Source organism: Mesorhizobium sp. WSM4904, from assembly GCF_029674545.1.
Taxonomy (GTDB): domain Bacteria; phylum Pseudomonadota; class Alphaproteobacteria; order Rhizobiales; family Rhizobiaceae; genus Mesorhizobium.
In genome coordinates, this window is the sequence record NZ_CP121354.1 from 2,588,338 (window position 1) to 2,603,449 (window position 15,112).

Below are 15,112 nucleotides of genomic sequence, written 5' to 3' on the forward strand. Positions count from 1 at the left end.
CTACGACACTACTGCGCAGCCCGAGAGACATGGATTAGCCGGCGACGGCCGGCGCGAAACTCTCGCGGAACAGGCGGTTGATGTCGGCAACGACACGGCTGGCGTCCTGCCGGCCGGCAAGGCCCGCGTTGAGGCAGTCGGATGCCACCTGCTGGAACGCCATGTAGCCGTCGTGACGCGGGCGCACCCAGGCGCCCTCCAGCGTCGCCCGCGTGGCGCGATAGAAGTCGCCGGTCGCGGCGTTGACGGCCGCATCCTCCCAGGCGGCGGCATGGCCCGGCTGGCCGCCGGCGGCGGCATAGGGTCCGCGCTGCACGTCGCCGCTGGCGATCCAGTAGGCGAAGTCGATTGCTTGCCGGCCGGCAGCGGAGAAGGCCGAGACGGCAATGCCGGTGCCGCCGAGCGCGGAGCCGACCGGGCCGTTGCCGCCCACGGACGGCATGTCGCAAAAGAAAAGCCGGTTCGGACGGAAACCGGCCGTCGCGTAAGGCACATAGCCATAGATCAGCGGCGCGCAGGCGATGCGCGAGCCGGCCTCGGCCATCTTCTCGAACACCGCGATCGGGTCCATCGTCAGGCATACGGGGTCGACCAGCGCCGCGATCTCGCTTAGCATCTCGATGACGGTTTCGCCGGTCTCGGGATCGACCAGATCGCCCGGGCCTTCGACGGCGCATGGCCGGCCGAGATCGGCCGCAAGCGTGAAGAAGCACATCAGCGAGTGCGGCGGCCTGAGCGGCAGGAGCACGCGGCCCTGTTCGGCAAGCTCCAGCACCTCGGTCCAGATCGCCGGCGCGGCCTCGATCAGATCGGGCCGCCAGGCCTGGACCTGGGTCGCGGCATCGATCGGAAACGCCCATTGCCGCCCTTGCCAGGTATAGCTCGGATAGGATCGACCGACGCTTGCCCTCGCCAGCGCGTCGCGTTCGGCCTCGCGGCCCGGCACGTCGAGCGGCGCCAGGCATTTTTCGGCGGTGATCTGGCCGACATGCGGGTGATCGATGACGATCAGGTCATAGGCGCGGGCGAGTTCTTCCACCGGGAAGGATTCGAAATCCTGCAGCGAGCGTTTCTCCCATTCGATCGAAACGCCGGTCTTTTCCTGCCACAGCCTGGAACAGGCGACCATCGGATCGTAGCCGCGCGGATGGTTCCAGGTCATGCCCTTGAGCGACGTCATAGACCGAATTCCTCGCGGATTTTTGCGCTGTGCTCGCCGACGCGGGGTGCCGCCTGCTCGACCTTGGCGCGCACGCCGTCGATCCTCAGCGGCGACCGGGTGGTGTGGATCGCCACGCCGTCCTCGCGCGTCACCGTCTGCAGGAGGTCGAGCGCCGTGAAGCCGTCGCTCTCCAGCACCTCCTTCCAGTTCAGCACCTTGGCGCACCAGATGTCGGCGGGCTCGAGGATGGCTAGCCATTCGTCGACCGATTTCTGCGCGATGCGCTGGGCGATGATCGCCTTGATCTCGTCGCGGGCGGTGAACCAGGTCGACGGCTGGTCGCGGTAGGGCGCCAGCGCCTCGATCTCGAGCAGGTCGGCAAGCTTCGGGATCGGTGTCATGGCGATCGCCAGGAAACCGTCCTTGGCCGGATAGACGCCGTAGGGTGCCGCCAGATAGGCATGGGCGCTGCGGAAGGACGAGCGGCGCGGCAAGCGCCGGCCATCGTTGAGGTGGGTCGTCAGGACCTCGAACTGGAAGTCGATCAGCGCCTCGAACAGGCTGGTCTCTACGTGGCCGCCTTGGCCGGTGATGCCGCGCCGGACCAGCGCTGCAAGGATGCCCTGCGCGCAGGCCGCGCCCGCCAGCATGTCGGCGATCGCCAGGCCGAACGGCACCGGCCCCTGATCTTCGTCTCCGTTCAGCCACATCACGCCGGAGCGCGCCTGGGCGAGCAGGTCCTGGCCGGGGCGCTTCACCCACGGGCCGTCCTCGCCATAGCCGCTGATCGAGGCATAGACCAGGCGCGGGTTGAGCGAACGCACATGCTCGTAGTCGAGGCCGAGCCGCTCGATGACACCGGGGCGGAAATTCTGGATCAGCACGTCGGCTTTCGCGAGCAGCCCGCGCAGCGCTTTCAGGTCGTCCTCGTTCTTCAGATCGACGGCAAAACTTTCCTTGGCGCGGTTGATGGCGTGGAAGATGGTGGAATCGCCGCCGATCTCGGTGTCGCTGAGATAAAGCCGGCGCGAGAGGTCGCCGCCATCGGGCCGCTCGATCTTGATGACGCGGGCGCCGAGGTCCAACAGCCTCAGCGAGCAGTAAGGTCCCGACAGGAACTGGCTCATGTCGACGACGACAAGGCCGGACAGCGGCAGGTCGGCGACCATCGTCACTTCTCCGTCTTGCCGGCGAAGTCGGCCGGATTCTTGTACTTCACGGTCTGCAGGTGCTCGCAGTAGAGGACCAGCTCGCCTTCGCCCTTGAACACCTCGTAGCTGGCGCGGATCAGCCCCATCTCATGATAGCGGGGTTTCTTTTCCATGTTGGTGCGGATCGAATAGATGGTGTCGCCGATGAAGACCGGCTTGATGAAGCGGAGCTTGTCGTAGCCGTAGGAAAAGGCGTTGACGCAATTGGTGGCGACAAGGCCGAGCCCGGCGGAGAACACGAACGCGCCGGCGACCAGGCGCCTGCCGAAAATGCCTTCGCGCTCGGCGAACATCTGGTCCTGCACGTAAGGGTGGATGTCGAGCACCAGAGTGTTGAAGAGATGGCTGTCGCCTTCGGCCATGGTGCGCCGGAGCGAGCGGATCTTCTGGCCGACCGGCCAATCCTCATAAAACCAGTTTTCGGCGTTCCACACCGGCAGCTCGGCGTGATCGGCCGGCATGTCGGAAGGGTGTGTCGAGGCGACGCCGACGGTGGGCGGGAAGCTGGTCATCATCCTGTTCGTCCGCTGCCGGAGAATAGGCCGCGCCGTCCGGGTCAGGCCGGAGCCAAACGCGATCGATCCTCCCCAAATCTTCTCTTGTGAAGATTATATTCACATATGAGATTTGGGTACAAGCGGGTTGGGCAGAAATTTTACCCGCCCGGCCGAACCGTCGACGGCGCCGTATCGATCGTGGGAAGCGGTAACGTGCCGCAGGAACGCAAGGGTTGATAGCGAAGGCTAGGCCCGGGCAACCAGGAAAACGCGTAGCGACTTTCCGCCTGAATCACGCAGAAATAAATGGTTATTAGGCAACTCTACAACGTCCAATACCCTTATCGGTTGTAGGATTCGGAAGATCAGTTGTGGCAGGAGAGCGCCGCAGGGTGCCGTGAGACATGGCCAATAAAATTGGCTTCGATGGCAGTGTAATTCGTTAGTAATCGATCATCAGGATAATACGGGTCTCGACCATATTTTGTGCCTTTTTTCTTGAGTCCACTATGGCTGTTCTCGGTGCGTTTCCTCCCGGTGTCGGCTGCCGACCCTTCGATGAGGAGGATTGGGAAGGCGTCGCGGATTGCCTGCGCAGGGGCTTTCCGGAACGCAGCCGCGGCTATTGGATCGAGGCGCTGACCCGCCTGTCGCGGCGGCCCGCGGTCGCCGATTTCCCGCGATATGGTTTCGTCCTCGAGAAGTCGGGCAAAATCGTCGGCGCCGTGCTTACGCTCTATGCCAGGCACAGGGGCGTGGACGGCGACGAAATCCGCTGCAATCTCTCGAGCTGGTCGGTGGATGCGGAGTTCCGGCCCTATGCCAGCCGGATGATCGCGACGGTCATCGCGCGCAAGGACGTTGTCTACACCAACATTTCCCCGTCACCCGGAACATTGAAGCTCAACAAGGCATTCGGCTTTCGCCTGTTTTCCGGCGGACAGGTCGCCTTCCTCCCCGTCCTGAACGCGATGCCGCGCCCGGACCGCGTGCTGGAAGCCGGTTCGGACCTCGCCGAGATGGCGCAGCTCACCGACAATGAAAGATACATACTCCTGGAGCATGCGGCGCTGGGCTGCCTGTCGCTGATCTGCATTTGCGACGGCCTGGCGCTGCCGCTCGTGCTGAAGCCGCGGCGCATATTGCACGGTCTCATTCCGTGCTGTCAGATCGTCTACTGCCGCTCCCACGCGGATCTGGTCCGGTGCGCCGGGGCCGTGGGGCGCTTTCTCCTGCGGCGCGGCAAGCTGCTTTGCCTCGTCGATGCCATGGGCCCGGTTCCCGGTCTGGGCGGCCGGTATTTTCCGAAGAAGGGCCTGAAGTATTTCAAGGGCCCGAAGTCGCCCTCGCCAGGAGACCTGACGTTCACCGAGATGGTGCTGTTCGGCTCCTGAACGACGTCGCGAAGCCGGCCGATCCTTGAAATCAGTCCAGTGCCCCGGCCCTTGCCGCCGCGGTTATGCGCCAGCGTGTTCCGAGCGAGATACCCACCAGCAACAGGCAGAAGGCGAGGGCAAGAGGGGAGTAGAACGCCTCCTCCTGCAGCACGGCGTTGGCCGAGATGGTGGCGATGCCGACAAAACCGAACAGGAAATCCGAGTCGCCGGTTTCGACGAGCTGCCGGCGCAGCGCCACCAACAGCGCCGCCAGGAAGCCGAAGAAGACGAGGCTGCCTACGCCCATCTGGTAAAGCATGACACCAACCGCGCTCTCGACCGGCACCGAGGCGGCACCCTCGGCCTGAGCGCTTTGCCAGTTGAGATTGATGCTCGTGCTCGACAGGTTGCCGCCGAGCCCCAATCCTTGTCCCAGCGGGTCGGCCAGGAAGTCGCGCATGCCTGCGATCAGGCCGAGGACGTGATAGTCGCCATGCGTCGCGCCGTAGCCGATCGCCGCCGTCGTCCAGACCACGGCCAGCGCTATCACCGCCATGAGCGCCAGGCCGGTGCGCGAGGGCTTGTAGATCAGTCGCGCGGCAATCGCGACGAAGAGCATGAACGTCGCCCCCTTGGAGCCGATGACGAGCAACAGCGGCAAGGCTGCGACAGGCAGCAACCACCGTCCTCTGAACAGGAGCCAGGCCGAAATGGTGCTCAAGGCGTAAGCATAGCTGATCGGATGGAAGTTCGGGCCGCCGATGCGAAACACGCTCGGCAGGATGTCGTTGAACAGCGGCGTGTTGAAGAAGGTCGTGGTCATCACGTCCTCGATGCCACGATAAACGAAACCGGTTTCCTTCAGCGCTTGCTCCCACACTCCCGTCTCGACCTGCCGCGATATGCTGCGCTCGACGTAAAGGTCGCCATGGAAGAGGCCGAGGAAATCCATCGTGAAGATCAGTTCGGCGTAGCCATAGATGATCGCGCCGGCGCCGAGCCAGAGCATGCTCTTGCGCAGATCGACGGGATAAAGGCTGGCGGCGAGGACCGCGACGTGAAAGCAGGCGAGCGGTGTGATCGTGTTGCGGAAATAGACGACCGCGTCCTTGGGGCCGCCATGCACGACGCCGAGGGCGAAATAGAAACAGACCGTTCCGCACAGCGCCATGTTGAGCAGCAGCCATGGACGCAATTCGGTCAGCGCGCGGACGCGGTGCTGAAACGAGGCGGCGAGGAAGATGCCGAACGCGGTCATCAGGATGATGAAGTTCGTGCCGCGCAGCGCGTCGAACGTGTCGTTGTCGGGAATGTACGGGGTGAACCAGGCGACCACGAGGTTCTGATAGAGGAAGGCGCAGATGATCAGCACGGGAACGCCCGAAGGCACCGCGTTCGCAATGATCAGCGTCAACACGAAGGTCGCGGCAACCCCGAACGGGGTCCAGACAGCAAAGGAGGAGACGGCGAGCGCAACGACAAGCAAGGCCGTGCCGACATGCAGCAGGGCTTCGGGCATGTCGCGGCCCGGCAGTCCGACAGGCGAATAGGCCTGCGTCGTGCTCATCGGCGGCCCCCTCCTGTCGTTGCTCGCCCCAGCAAGCGTCTATGGCGCCTGTCGTCCACGTCCGCTAACCTCCAAGGAGCGCGGCGATCATCGAGCCGTCGAAGCCTTCGACGCTCCGCCGGTTCTTGATGAAGCCGAAACCCTGATCGAGCTCCCAATAGGTCCATGCGACCTGATTCGTTTCCGCCGCCTTGCGCACGGCGCGCACCCAGGAAGCGCGGCTTTCGGCATCCACGCAGAAATTGAGCACGCCGAATTCGTTCAGCATCGCCGGGCAGTCATGGGTCGCGGACCAACGCGCCAGATCGGCAAAATCGGAGGCGATCCGTGCCTCTGTCCAAGGCGCCGACAATCCGTCCTCAACGAGGTTGGCGGCCTCCTCGTCGCCGGCCGCGCGCAGTTTGGAAAGCAGCTGGTTCACCGCCGCCGTTTCCTTGCTTGCGGGAAAGGGCAGGCCCGCGATGCGGGCGAGCGGCGACGCATCCCAGTTTTCGCACTGATGGGTGAATGCCATCGGAGCGTAGTAGTGAACCGCGGCAATCTGATTGTCGTCGGCGAGCGGCGGCGTATCGGCGATTTCCCAGATGCCCTGAAACCGTGCCGGTCCCCAGACCAGCGTGTGGAGCGGACACTTCGCTCGCAACCTTGCGGCGATCCGTTCGCGCAGCGCCAGCCATGCGTTCCGTTCCATCGGTGGCTCGTTCAGCAGCTCCGGGTAGACCGATTCCATCGGCAGGTCGGCGACAACGACACGCAAGGAGGTCCAGGCCCGAAGCACCTGCCCGCCCGCGGCTTCGGGATCGTTTCGGAAAGCCGCCACCAGCTCGCCCGAGGGATGCATGTCGAGGAGGACCGAAAAGCCCAACCCGACAAGATCCCGGATCCCATTCTGGATGCGGCGAAGCGTTGCCGGATGGCCGCTGGAGACGAGGTCGCCGTTCACCGGCAGCCGAATGGTTTCGAAGCCCGCCTGGCGCAGCTTTTCAAGCGTGGCCGTGGCGGGGGCAGGTCCACCGTCGCGGTCGAACCATCCTGGAAGGTTGAAGCCGCGCGACGGGACGCGGACGCCGCCCGTCGCCAGCGCGGCCGACCGTGGCAGAGGGGAGGTGGCGAGCAGGACTCCGGCGGCAAGTGCCAGCGCATGTCGCCGTGACATCTTGGACGGCGATGTCATCGATGCATCGCCTCCACTGCCTATCCCCGGGCGGCGGCGCTGCGGCGCTGTTCGCCCACCGCTCGCGGACCGTCCATCGCCTCGGCCGGCCGTGCGCCGTCCGGCGCGACGACAAGAGTGGCGCTGCGGCCGATCTGGCCGGCGCCGAATTTTTGCGCAAGCAGCTTGGCGGCTTCCGAAGGCTGCTCGAACGGGCCGAGCGCAAGAAGCGCAAGGTCGGCTTTGGCGAAGAGTTCCGGAATCCAGCCATTCTCATTGAACGAAGGGGCGATCACGAGCACGAAATCGAACGCGCTCCCGGCTTCCGCCAGAATGCCGCGGAAGGTGTTGCGATCCGGCACGCCAGGACCTTTCTCCATCACGGAGCTGCAGACGACCGTCCGCAGGCCGGTCGCGCCGTCGATGAACAATCCGGCTCCGTCTGTCGTCGAGCTAGACAGATGATCGCCGATTTCCACCATCAGCACATTCTGATCGGCCCGTTGCATGCCGATGCCCAGCATCGCGCCCGCGATCCTTGCCTCGAAGCTGCTGCGGATCGAGGACACGAGGATGACAAAGGGTTTGCCGTGGTCGTTCAGGTGCAGGACCATCTGCCGCATGATCTTCAGGACGTCGAGCGACAGCGTTTCGTTTCCGGTCTGGAACAGCTGCTTCCTGATCGCCTTGATGTTGGAATAGGCGGTTCCGCCGGCGACGCCGGGCAGGCGGTATTCGCCGAAATTGGCGGGCATCGGCAGTGGCCGGGGGCTGACGGGCGCGCTGTCCTTGCGGTCCACGACCGGCTCCTGTGCGGCATGCTTCGGCGCCTGCGGATCCTCTTCCGGCTGCGGGACCGGACCAAGCGCCAAGGCAAGGCCGCATCCGGCGAGAAGCCCCAGCACGACGCTCACCAGGAGAAGCAGGACCGGCTTCGGCCATGTCGGCTGGACCGGCGGCGAGGCGACGCCGATCTTGCGCGCCTCGGACGTCTGCACGCCCTGCATCTGGGACGTTTCCTGGGCGCGCTTGAGATAGTCGTCGAGCACGGCGCGCGCGGCCTGCGCCTTGGATTCCAGTTGCCGCAGCTGCACCTGCGCGATGTTCGAGTCCGTGGACTGCTGACGCAGGGCTTCGAGCTTGTCCTGCAGCTTGCCGACATTCTGCACGGCAAGATCGTAGCTGGCCTTCAACTGCTGCCTTATCCGATCGGCCTCGGCCGCCATCAGTCGCTGCAACCGCTCCAGTTCGGACTGAAGCCGTCCGATCGTCGGGTGACGCGGCCCGTACATGGTTTGCAGGCTGGCAAGCTCGGTGGCGCGCTGGTTGTAGTCGTCGCGCAATTTGCTGGCGGAGGTGGAGGTAAGAATATCCGCGAGCTTGGCGAGTCCGGCCGGTGAATTGCCCGCCGCCAGCGCCTGGTTGTAGCGGTCCTTGGCCCGATCGGCGTCACCCTGGGCGGCTATCAGCTGCGCCGTGAGCTGATCGAGCTGCGACTGCAGCGTGCCGCCATCCGTCGAATTCACGATATTGTGTTTCGTCTTGAAATCCTCGACCGCGCGCTCGGCGTCGCTGACATCCTTCTGCAGGCCCGAGATCCTGTCCGTCAGCAGCGTGTTCACGTCGCTGTTGGCGGTCTCGCGTTCTCCCACGAGGCCTGCCCGGTACTGGTCGACGATGGCATTGGCGATGCGCGCTGCCTTTTCCGGCGACGGCGAGGTGAAGCTGACATTGATGACATAGGTAAGTCCTTCGCGCTCCACCGACACCTTGCTCTGGAAGCGTTTGAAGGCGGCATCCTGCGTAGGGGTCGCGCCGGCTCCGAACAGCGACAGCAGACGCGACGTCATACCGGCGCCGGCGAATTCCGGATCGCTGTCGAGCTTCTGGCTTCTGAAGACCGCGCCCAGCAGGTCGGGCGACTGGATGACGAAGACCTGGCTGGCGATGGCGGCGCTGTCGGACCCGATCCCCGGAAGCACGTTGTTGAAATTGGTCGCGCGCGTGTCGCGGGGGTCGATCAGTATCGAGGCCGTCGCGGTATAGCTCGGTTTCGTCACCGCAAGATAGGAAAGCGCGAGCAGCAATGCCGCGCCGGCGATGGCAAGCACCATCAAGCGGCGCGCCCAAAGAATGGCCCACACGGCACCTATGTCGAACAGCGGCGGAAGAGTGCGCTCGTCGATCCTGGCTGGCTTCATCAATGTTCCTCGTGCGGAGCCGCGACCTAACGACCTCACTCGTCTCCACATTATTAAGGATTATCGTTAGCCATCCGTTAAGCGTGGCGGCGTGACGATGAGCTCGGCGTGGGCGATGCCGGTAACCATGCGAAGCGTTCGCGCTGGCGCGGTTGCGGCATTTTGCTTATGCAGGATCGGGTTTTGAGCGTCGTCGTAGGTGCTGGGTAGGCCCATCGCCGATCGTCTCAGGAGGCGACGTTGAAGGACAATACAGGGAACCGCGAGGCCGCCCAGGGGGCAGCGGCCAGCCCGGCGACCGACATGCGCATGTCGATCACAGCCCTCGCCAAGAGCGGCGCCGTGGCCGGCATCATCAAGCTTGCCAGCGCGGGCCTGTCCTTCCTCATGTTCGTGGCCGTGGCGATGGTGACGGACGAACGGGGGTTCGGCCTTTACAGCGCGACCTATGCCGGCGCGAGCCTGGTTTCCTTCTTCGCTTCTGTGGGGCAGCAGAGCACCGTGCTCAGGTTCTGGCCCCAATATGCCGGATTGGGCGATCTCGCCTCGGCTCACGGGCTGATGGCCCGCGCCATTCTCGTGGCGCTGGCCGGGCTTGTCGGCACCAGCCTGCTCATCATCGTGGTGGGTTTCCTGCCTTTCGTCGGCAGGGGAACGCCGGAATGGCTCCCGCTGTGCGTGGCGGCCGCGGTGCTGTCCTTCTCGCTCGGCTGGTCGGAATTTACCTCCGGCGCTTTCCGGGCCAAGAACGCGCTGATATCGGGCCTGTTGCCGCGGGACGTCATCTGGCGCGCGGCGACGATCGCGGCCGTTCTGGTGCTGCATTTCATGCATGTGAGGATGGATGCGGTCGCCGCGACGTATCTGACGGCGCTGCTGCTCATCCTCTCGGTTGTCCCGCAAACAATCATCCTGGTGCGCGACACGATGGGGGCCGATCGCGGCGGTCTCACCGAAGGGCAGAAGCGGGAATTCAAGACCGTGACGCTCGGCCTGTGGGGCGTCACCTCGCTGCCGCCAGCGCTCGGCCAGGTCAGCACCCTGCTCGTGGCGATGATCCTGGGGCCTGAGGCGGCAGGCGCGATCTTCGTGGCGGACCGGACCACCCGTTTCGTCACCCTTGCGCTCAACGGCATCAACCAGGCGCTGGCGCCGCAGATATCGGCCGCCTTCTACAGCGGCGACAGGGCTCACGTGCAGCGCATCACCAGCCTCGCCGCGCTTGGCGGCTCGGCCATTGCGCTGTGCGTGCTGGCATCCTTCTGGATATTCGGCTACCTCATCCTGTCCATCTTCAATCCGGCCTATGCGACGCCGACCATGAGGGCGACGCTCGTCATCTTCGGCATAGGGGCGACGTTCGGCACCGCCTGCGGTCCGATCGAAATCCTGCTGCAACTGACCGGTCTCCAGCACGCGCTGTTCAAGGTGCTTGTCGTCGTCAACATCGCCGGGCTTTGCGTGACGGCGGTGGCAACCTATTACCTCGGACCGGTGGGTGCTGCGCTCAGCATTGCCGGAACCGTGATCGCCTGGACGGCGTTCGGAGTCTCGATCGCCCGGCGCAGAATCGGTATCAATCCATCGGTCCTTGGCTTGTCTTTCGACAGGATCGGTCTCGGGCCCCACCTGCTCCCGAGAGAGCGCACGTGAAGATCGTCCAGGTGCAGACCCAGGCGGAGGCGGCCGGGGCGCAACGCATCTCCGACATGGTGGGCGAAGGATTGCGGGCGCGCGGACACGAAGTGCGCACCGTCTTCATGTATCGTAAGACCGATGCCTATGACCGCGATCCCAACGCGGATTTCATCCTCAAGGAACGGCCGCGAGGATTGCCAGGGCAGATCCGGGCAAGCGTCGGCCTGGCGCGATATCTGCGCGGGGCACGCCCCGACGCGGTCATCACCTACCAGCACTATGGCAACATCTTCGGCACGATCGGCGCCCGTCTGGCCGGTGTCAGGCATATCGTCGCAAACCAGAGTGGCGCCCCGCACAGCAAGGGGGTCATGGGTCTTCTCTCGCAGATCGACAAGCTGATGGGCATGGTCGGCCTCTACCAGGCGAATGTCGTCAATTCCGGCTGGACGGAAGCGCAGTTCGATCGCTATCCGCAATCCTATCGGCGGCGTATGCGCCGCATCGACCATGGCGTTCCCATACCGGGCGAGGAATTCGACAAGGCAGCGGCGCGCGCCGCCTTCGGCCTGCCGCAGGACGTATGGCTGGCCGTGTCGTCCGGCCGGCTGACGCGCATGAAGAACCAGATCGCGCTTGTCGGGGCGCTCGACCAACTGCCTGACGTCCATCTCGCGCTTGCCGGCGCGGGGCCGGAGCGCGAGGCACTCGTCGCCTTTGCCGAGAACCACGGCGTGGCGAACCGCCTGCATCTCGTCGGCGAGGTTCCTCCGGCACGCATCTTCGAATTCCTCGCGGCCGGTGACGCTTATGCGTTCGCCTCGATGAACGAGACCTTCGGCCTCGCCTGCGTCGAAGCGGCGATCTCCGGCCTGCCGATCGTTGCGAGCAACCTCGACGTCATGCGCGAGGTGCTGACCGCCGAGGACGGCTCACCCGCCGCGCTGTTCGTCGAGGCCGACGCCGCCGGCATGGCCAAGGGGCTTGCCGATTTGTTCGCCCGGCCGGAATTCAAGGCGAGGCTTTCGGCGGCGGGGCGACGGCTCCGCGACAAATATTCGCCGGCCAGGATGTGCGCGGGCTACGAGGCGCTACTGCTTGCCTGAGAGCCCGTTTGGAAACTTTACTCCTGCGGCCATCTGAAGGCGTTTTCTGCGCTTCCGGTGCTCACGTACTCAAAGGTACGCTCCGCTCCGGCCTTCGCCGACCGAAGCCCTCGTAAGTGTCGCCGCTCTATGAAGGCTACGGCCGGCGTAGGCCGGTTCTCGAAAGCACCTTCATATGACTCGTAGGAGCGAGTTTCGAAACAGTCTCTGACTACTTCCGCACCGCGGCGATCCCGTCGATCACCTCCAGGCGGCCCGCCCGATTGAGCGTGTGGATCTTCGGATAGGGCCAGTCGCCGGCCGCATCGATCGGCCGCGGCGCCGAAAGCCGCACCGTCTGCTGGTCGAGTTGCAGCAGCTCGGACAGGCCAAGCCCGCCGCCATAGCCCAGCGTTCCGTCCTGCACCGGAAGGAGGACACGGCCGTCGCGGTTGCGGACGAAGGCTCCGCCGGGGCGGGCCATGCGATGGTCGATCAGGATCGGGTTCGCCGGATGTGGCAGCCATGGGCCGGCGAGCGCGGGGGCCGAGAAGACCACCAGCATGTCGGAAGTGCTTCCGTGGCCGTCCCGGTCCGTGGCGAACAGCCAGAGCGTGCCTTCATGCTCGAACAAGGTTGCATCGGAAATCTCGCCCTCGACCAGCACGGTCTCGGCAATCCAACCGTCCGGGAAGCCCGAGGCGCGGTAGAGCGTGAGCCTGCCGCTGGCGCTCGCCTCGGGCAGCATCCAGACCGCGCCGTCGCGCTCGAACACTTGCGGGTAGGAGAGGTGGTGGGCTTCCTCCAGCACGACCCGAGGCGTGCCGGGGACACCGCCGGCATCGAACGGAACAACGGAGATGACCGCCTTGCCGGTGGCGTGCGGATAATCCTCGACGAAGACGAAGGGCTGGTCCTGCCACCAAAAAGGAAACGGGTCGGCATAGAAATGGTCGCCCATATCCGGCAGCACCGACCAACCGGTCCCGAGCTTGCCGGTGTCGGCGACGCCCGGCGCATCGGTGAAGCGGTAGCCGACACGCCAATGCGCGTGGCGGAAGCGTGCGCGTCGCAGCGCCTCGCGGCCGAGCCGCGGCAGCGCCGTGCCGAGATAGGCGGATGTGAAACGGCCTCGCTCACCACGATCATGGCTCTCCGCGATCGGCTCCCGCAGCAGCCGGCCGGCAGCGAACGCGCGGGCGACCGACTGAACCAAAGTGACGGCCCGGGCGAACACGTCGTCGGTGCCGAGCGCGGTGGACTCACGCTTGTCGACCATCGGCCGCGCCTGGCCCACCACCGTCTTCCTGTCGAGCACGGCCTCGATCACCGGCAGCCTGCCGGCCGCGACGGCAATTGCTGCCGAGAGATCGGCGCTCGATCCGTCGAAGCGGAGGCCGATGGTCGGAACATCCGATGGGACCGCGTCGCCGGCAAGGTCGAGCCTCAGCGCGGCAGGGCGATTGCCGGGCCGAGCCTGTATTTCTTGCACCGCGGAGCCGAGAAGCGGGCCACGCCGGCGGAAAAGACGTTGCTCGAACTGGAAGGCGGCTTTTGCCGCGGCCGGCCAGCCTGCCGGCCCGGGCTGATGCGCTACCGCGACATCGTGGCCGTCCGCCTCCAGCCGCTCAATGGCAACCTGCTGCCAATGGCGCGGCGCCGATTGCGGAACGATGACTTCGATCGCCAGCATGTCTTGCCGTCCGCGTCTATTTTCTATTCGGGTTTTCGTAGTTCCGACAATGAGGAGCGAAAGACTAGCCCTAAATGCTTACATCAGCGTTACACGCAAAATCCAATTTCGACTTCGACGTTCACGGCGAAGATTCTCGACTTGCGATCCCGAACCGGCCGAGTGGGCGGGGCGCCCGGCCGCTTTTGCAACGCAACATTAGCATTTTACGCATATACCAAGATTCCAACTATCCCGGCGATCGATCTTGACCTGAAGGCCAAGACGTCGTCGATAGGCCGCTGTCCCGCCGGTTCGGATCACATGTTTGAAGTCACTGCCGAGGATGCGTTCGATTTCCGTTCGACGGAATACGCCGAGCTCTTCGCCAGCTCGGCGGCGACCGCCTTTCAGCACCCCATATGGCTCGCGCAACTGTATGAGAGGCTCGTACGACAAGGCGCCGCCACGCCGCTGATCATCGTCGTACGTCTGCGCGCAAGCGGAAAGCTTGCGATGGTCCTGCCTCTGGTGAGGCGCCGCTACACGCTGCTGAAGGTCGTGGAATTCGCGGATATGCGGGTTTCCGACTATGTCTCGCCCGTCGCCGATGAGGAGACTTTCTCCCGCATCCTCGCGGACAGCCGCACGGTCGCCGCCATCCGCAAGCATCTGCGGCCATACGATCTCTTGCGCATCGGCAAGCTGGCGGACCGCTCACTGGCGATGGAGCGCCTGTTCGGCATCGACAAGCGCGACAGCATGGGCATGAGCGCCTATACCAGCAAGCTGGAGCCGACATTCGCCGGCTGGCGCGAGCATCGGCTGGACCAGTCCTACCGCAAGGAGCTCGACAAGAAATCCCGGCAGCTCAACCGCATGGGGGAGGCGCGCTTCGAACGCGTGGACGACCCGGCCGCCATCCGCACGACATTCGATGCCCTCAAGCTCTATCGCGGCAAACGCTTCGACGGGAGCGATGGCCCCGCCGACCTTTTGCAAACGTCCTCCTATTTCGATTTCTATCTGGCTGTCGCCAATGAAGGATCCCGCGGCTTTGCCCGCACCTACGTGTTCTGGATGAACGGCCGGCCGATCGCGGGCGCGCTCGGGCTCGAGCATCGCGACTCCCTCCTGATCATTCTCGGCGGCTTCGACGAGGCAGGCTACAGGAAGCAGTCGATCGGCAGCCTGATGTTCGAGCAGATCGCCCGCGACTGCATCGAGCGCGGAGATCACTATCTCGATTTCACCATCGGCGACGAGCCCTACAAGCGCATCTTCGGCGGCCGGCCTTCACCGATGTGGCAAGTCTACCATGCGGGGAGTCCGCTCGGCTATGCGGCGCATCTGACGGTGGAGAAGTTGCCGGCAGCCAAGGCGCTGGCACGGCATATCCTGGAGGCCGCGCATGTCAAGAAGGCCAAGCCTTCCGCCATCATCGTGCCGGCTCCCGATGAGGCTGCCGAATCTTCCTGATTGAAAACGCGTTGGATACCTGTGTCGGGGAACTAGAGCGGTTCACCGTTTCACGGAAACGGCGAACCGCT

11 protein-coding genes are annotated in these 15,112 nt (G+C 64.7%); 4 read left to right on the top strand and 7 right to left on the bottom strand.

Going from position 1 to position 15,112, the window contains the following annotated elements:
* Positions 1-34: 34 nt before the first annotated feature.
* From QAZ47_RS12345 to QAZ47_RS12355, 3 genes are read right to left on the bottom strand one after another with little or no spacing between them, the layout of a single operon-like run.
* Positions 35-1,180: an extracellular solute-binding protein gene (locus QAZ47_RS12345; protein ID WP_278233424.1), complete on the bottom strand. Its 1,146-nt coding sequence runs from the start codon at positions 1,178-1,180 to the stop codon at positions 35-37.
* On the bottom strand, positions 1,177-2,337 hold the full coding sequence (locus QAZ47_RS12350; protein ID WP_278233425.1) for a CaiB/BaiF CoA-transferase family protein: 1,161 nt from the start codon (positions 2,335-2,337) through the stop codon (positions 1,177-1,179). Before QAZ47_RS12350 ends, QAZ47_RS12345 begins: the two co-directional genes overlap by 4 nt.
* Positions 2,334-2,885 (bottom strand): MaoC family dehydratase, encoded by a 552-nt coding sequence (locus tag QAZ47_RS12355; RefSeq protein ID WP_278233799.1) that lies wholly within the window; start codon positions 2,883-2,885, stop codon positions 2,334-2,336. Before QAZ47_RS12355 ends, QAZ47_RS12350 begins: the two co-directional genes overlap by 4 nt.
* A 494-nt stretch (positions 2,886-3,379) precedes the next feature.
* On the opposite strand from QAZ47_RS12355, the gene QAZ47_RS12360 reads away from it, so the two are divergent.
* Positions 3,380-4,264, top strand: coding sequence for a hypothetical protein (locus tag QAZ47_RS12360; protein ID WP_278207019.1), 885 nt, complete (start codon positions 3,380-3,382; stop codon positions 4,262-4,264).
* Between the two features lie 31 nt (positions 4,265-4,295).
* Here QAZ47_RS12360 and QAZ47_RS12365 read toward each other — a convergent pair whose 3' ends face one another.
* From QAZ47_RS12365 to QAZ47_RS12375, 3 genes are all read right to left on the bottom strand, one after another.
* Positions 4,296-5,813 carry a hypothetical protein gene (locus QAZ47_RS12365; RefSeq protein WP_278233426.1) on the bottom strand — a complete coding sequence of 506 codons (1,518 nt, stop codon included), beginning with the start codon at positions 5,811-5,813 and terminating at the stop codon, positions 4,296-4,298.
* A gap of 64 nt (positions 5,814-5,877) precedes the next feature.
* Positions 5,878-6,987, bottom strand: coding sequence for a cellulase family glycosylhydrolase (locus tag QAZ47_RS12370; RefSeq protein WP_278233427.1), 1,110 nt, complete (start codon positions 6,985-6,987; stop codon positions 5,878-5,880).
* 20 nt (positions 6,988-7,007) lie between these two features.
* Positions 7,008-9,167, bottom strand: coding sequence for a GumC family protein (locus QAZ47_RS12375; RefSeq protein ID WP_278233428.1), 2,160 nt, complete (start codon positions 9,165-9,167; stop codon positions 7,008-7,010).
* A 240-nt stretch (positions 9,168-9,407) separates the two neighbouring features.
* On the opposite strand from QAZ47_RS12375, the gene QAZ47_RS12380 reads away from it, so the two are divergent.
* Positions 9,408-10,820 (top strand): lipopolysaccharide biosynthesis protein, encoded by a 1,413-nt coding sequence (locus QAZ47_RS12380; protein ID WP_278233429.1) that lies wholly within the window; start codon positions 9,408-9,410, stop codon positions 10,818-10,820.
* Entirely contained in the window at positions 10,817-11,911 is a 1,095-nt protein-coding gene (locus QAZ47_RS12385) for a glycosyltransferase family 4 protein (RefSeq protein ID WP_278233430.1), read from the top strand. The genes QAZ47_RS12380 and QAZ47_RS12385 overlap by 4 nt, the downstream gene beginning before the upstream one ends.
* 211 nt (positions 11,912-12,122) lie before the next feature.
* Here the strand turns inward: QAZ47_RS12385 and QAZ47_RS12390 are convergent, their stop codons facing one another.
* Positions 12,123-13,583, bottom strand: coding sequence for a hypothetical protein (locus tag QAZ47_RS12390; RefSeq protein ID WP_278233431.1), 1,461 nt, complete (start codon positions 13,581-13,583; stop codon positions 12,123-12,125).
* Between QAZ47_RS12390 and QAZ47_RS12395 the strand changes: the two genes are divergently transcribed.
* Complete coding sequence (locus QAZ47_RS12395; RefSeq protein ID WP_278233432.1) at positions 13,479-15,041, top strand: GNAT family N-acetyltransferase; 1,563 nt, start codon at positions 13,479-13,481, stop codon at positions 15,039-15,041. The two genes, QAZ47_RS12390 and QAZ47_RS12395, sit on opposite strands and share 105 nt — an antisense overlap.
* Positions 15,042-15,112 lie beyond the last annotated feature (71 nt).

Excerpts from the sequence above, each read along its gene's own strand:
- QAZ47_RS12345 (WP_278233424.1), bottom strand. The coding sequence starts at position 1,180 with ATGACGTCGCTCAAGGGCATGACCTGGAACCATCCGCGCGGCTACGAT.
- QAZ47_RS12355 (WP_278233799.1), bottom strand. The coding sequence starts at position 2,885 with ATGACCAGCTTCCCGCCCACCGTCGGCGTCGCCTCGACACACCCTTCC.
- QAZ47_RS12360 (WP_278207019.1), top strand. The coding sequence starts at position 3,380 with ATGGCTGTTCTCGGTGCGTTTCCTCCCGGTGTCGGCTGCCGACCCTTC.
- QAZ47_RS12365 (WP_278233426.1), bottom strand. The coding sequence starts at position 5,813 with ATGAGCACGACGCAGGCCTATTCGCCTGTCGGACTGCCGGGCCGCGAC.
- QAZ47_RS12370 (WP_278233427.1), bottom strand. The coding sequence starts at position 6,987 with ATGACATCGCCGTCCAAGATGTCACGGCGACATGCGCTGGCACTTGCC.
- QAZ47_RS12375 (WP_278233428.1), bottom strand. The coding sequence starts at position 9,167 with ATGAAGCCAGCCAGGATCGACGAGCGCACTCTTCCGCCGCTGTTCGAC.
- QAZ47_RS12395 (WP_278233432.1), top strand. The coding sequence starts at position 13,479 with ATGCGCTACCGCGACATCGTGGCCGTCCGCCTCCAGCCGCTCAATGGC.
- QAZ47_RS12390 (WP_278233431.1), bottom strand. The coding sequence starts at position 13,583 with ATGCTGGCGATCGAAGTCATCGTTCCGCAATCGGCGCCGCGCCATTGG.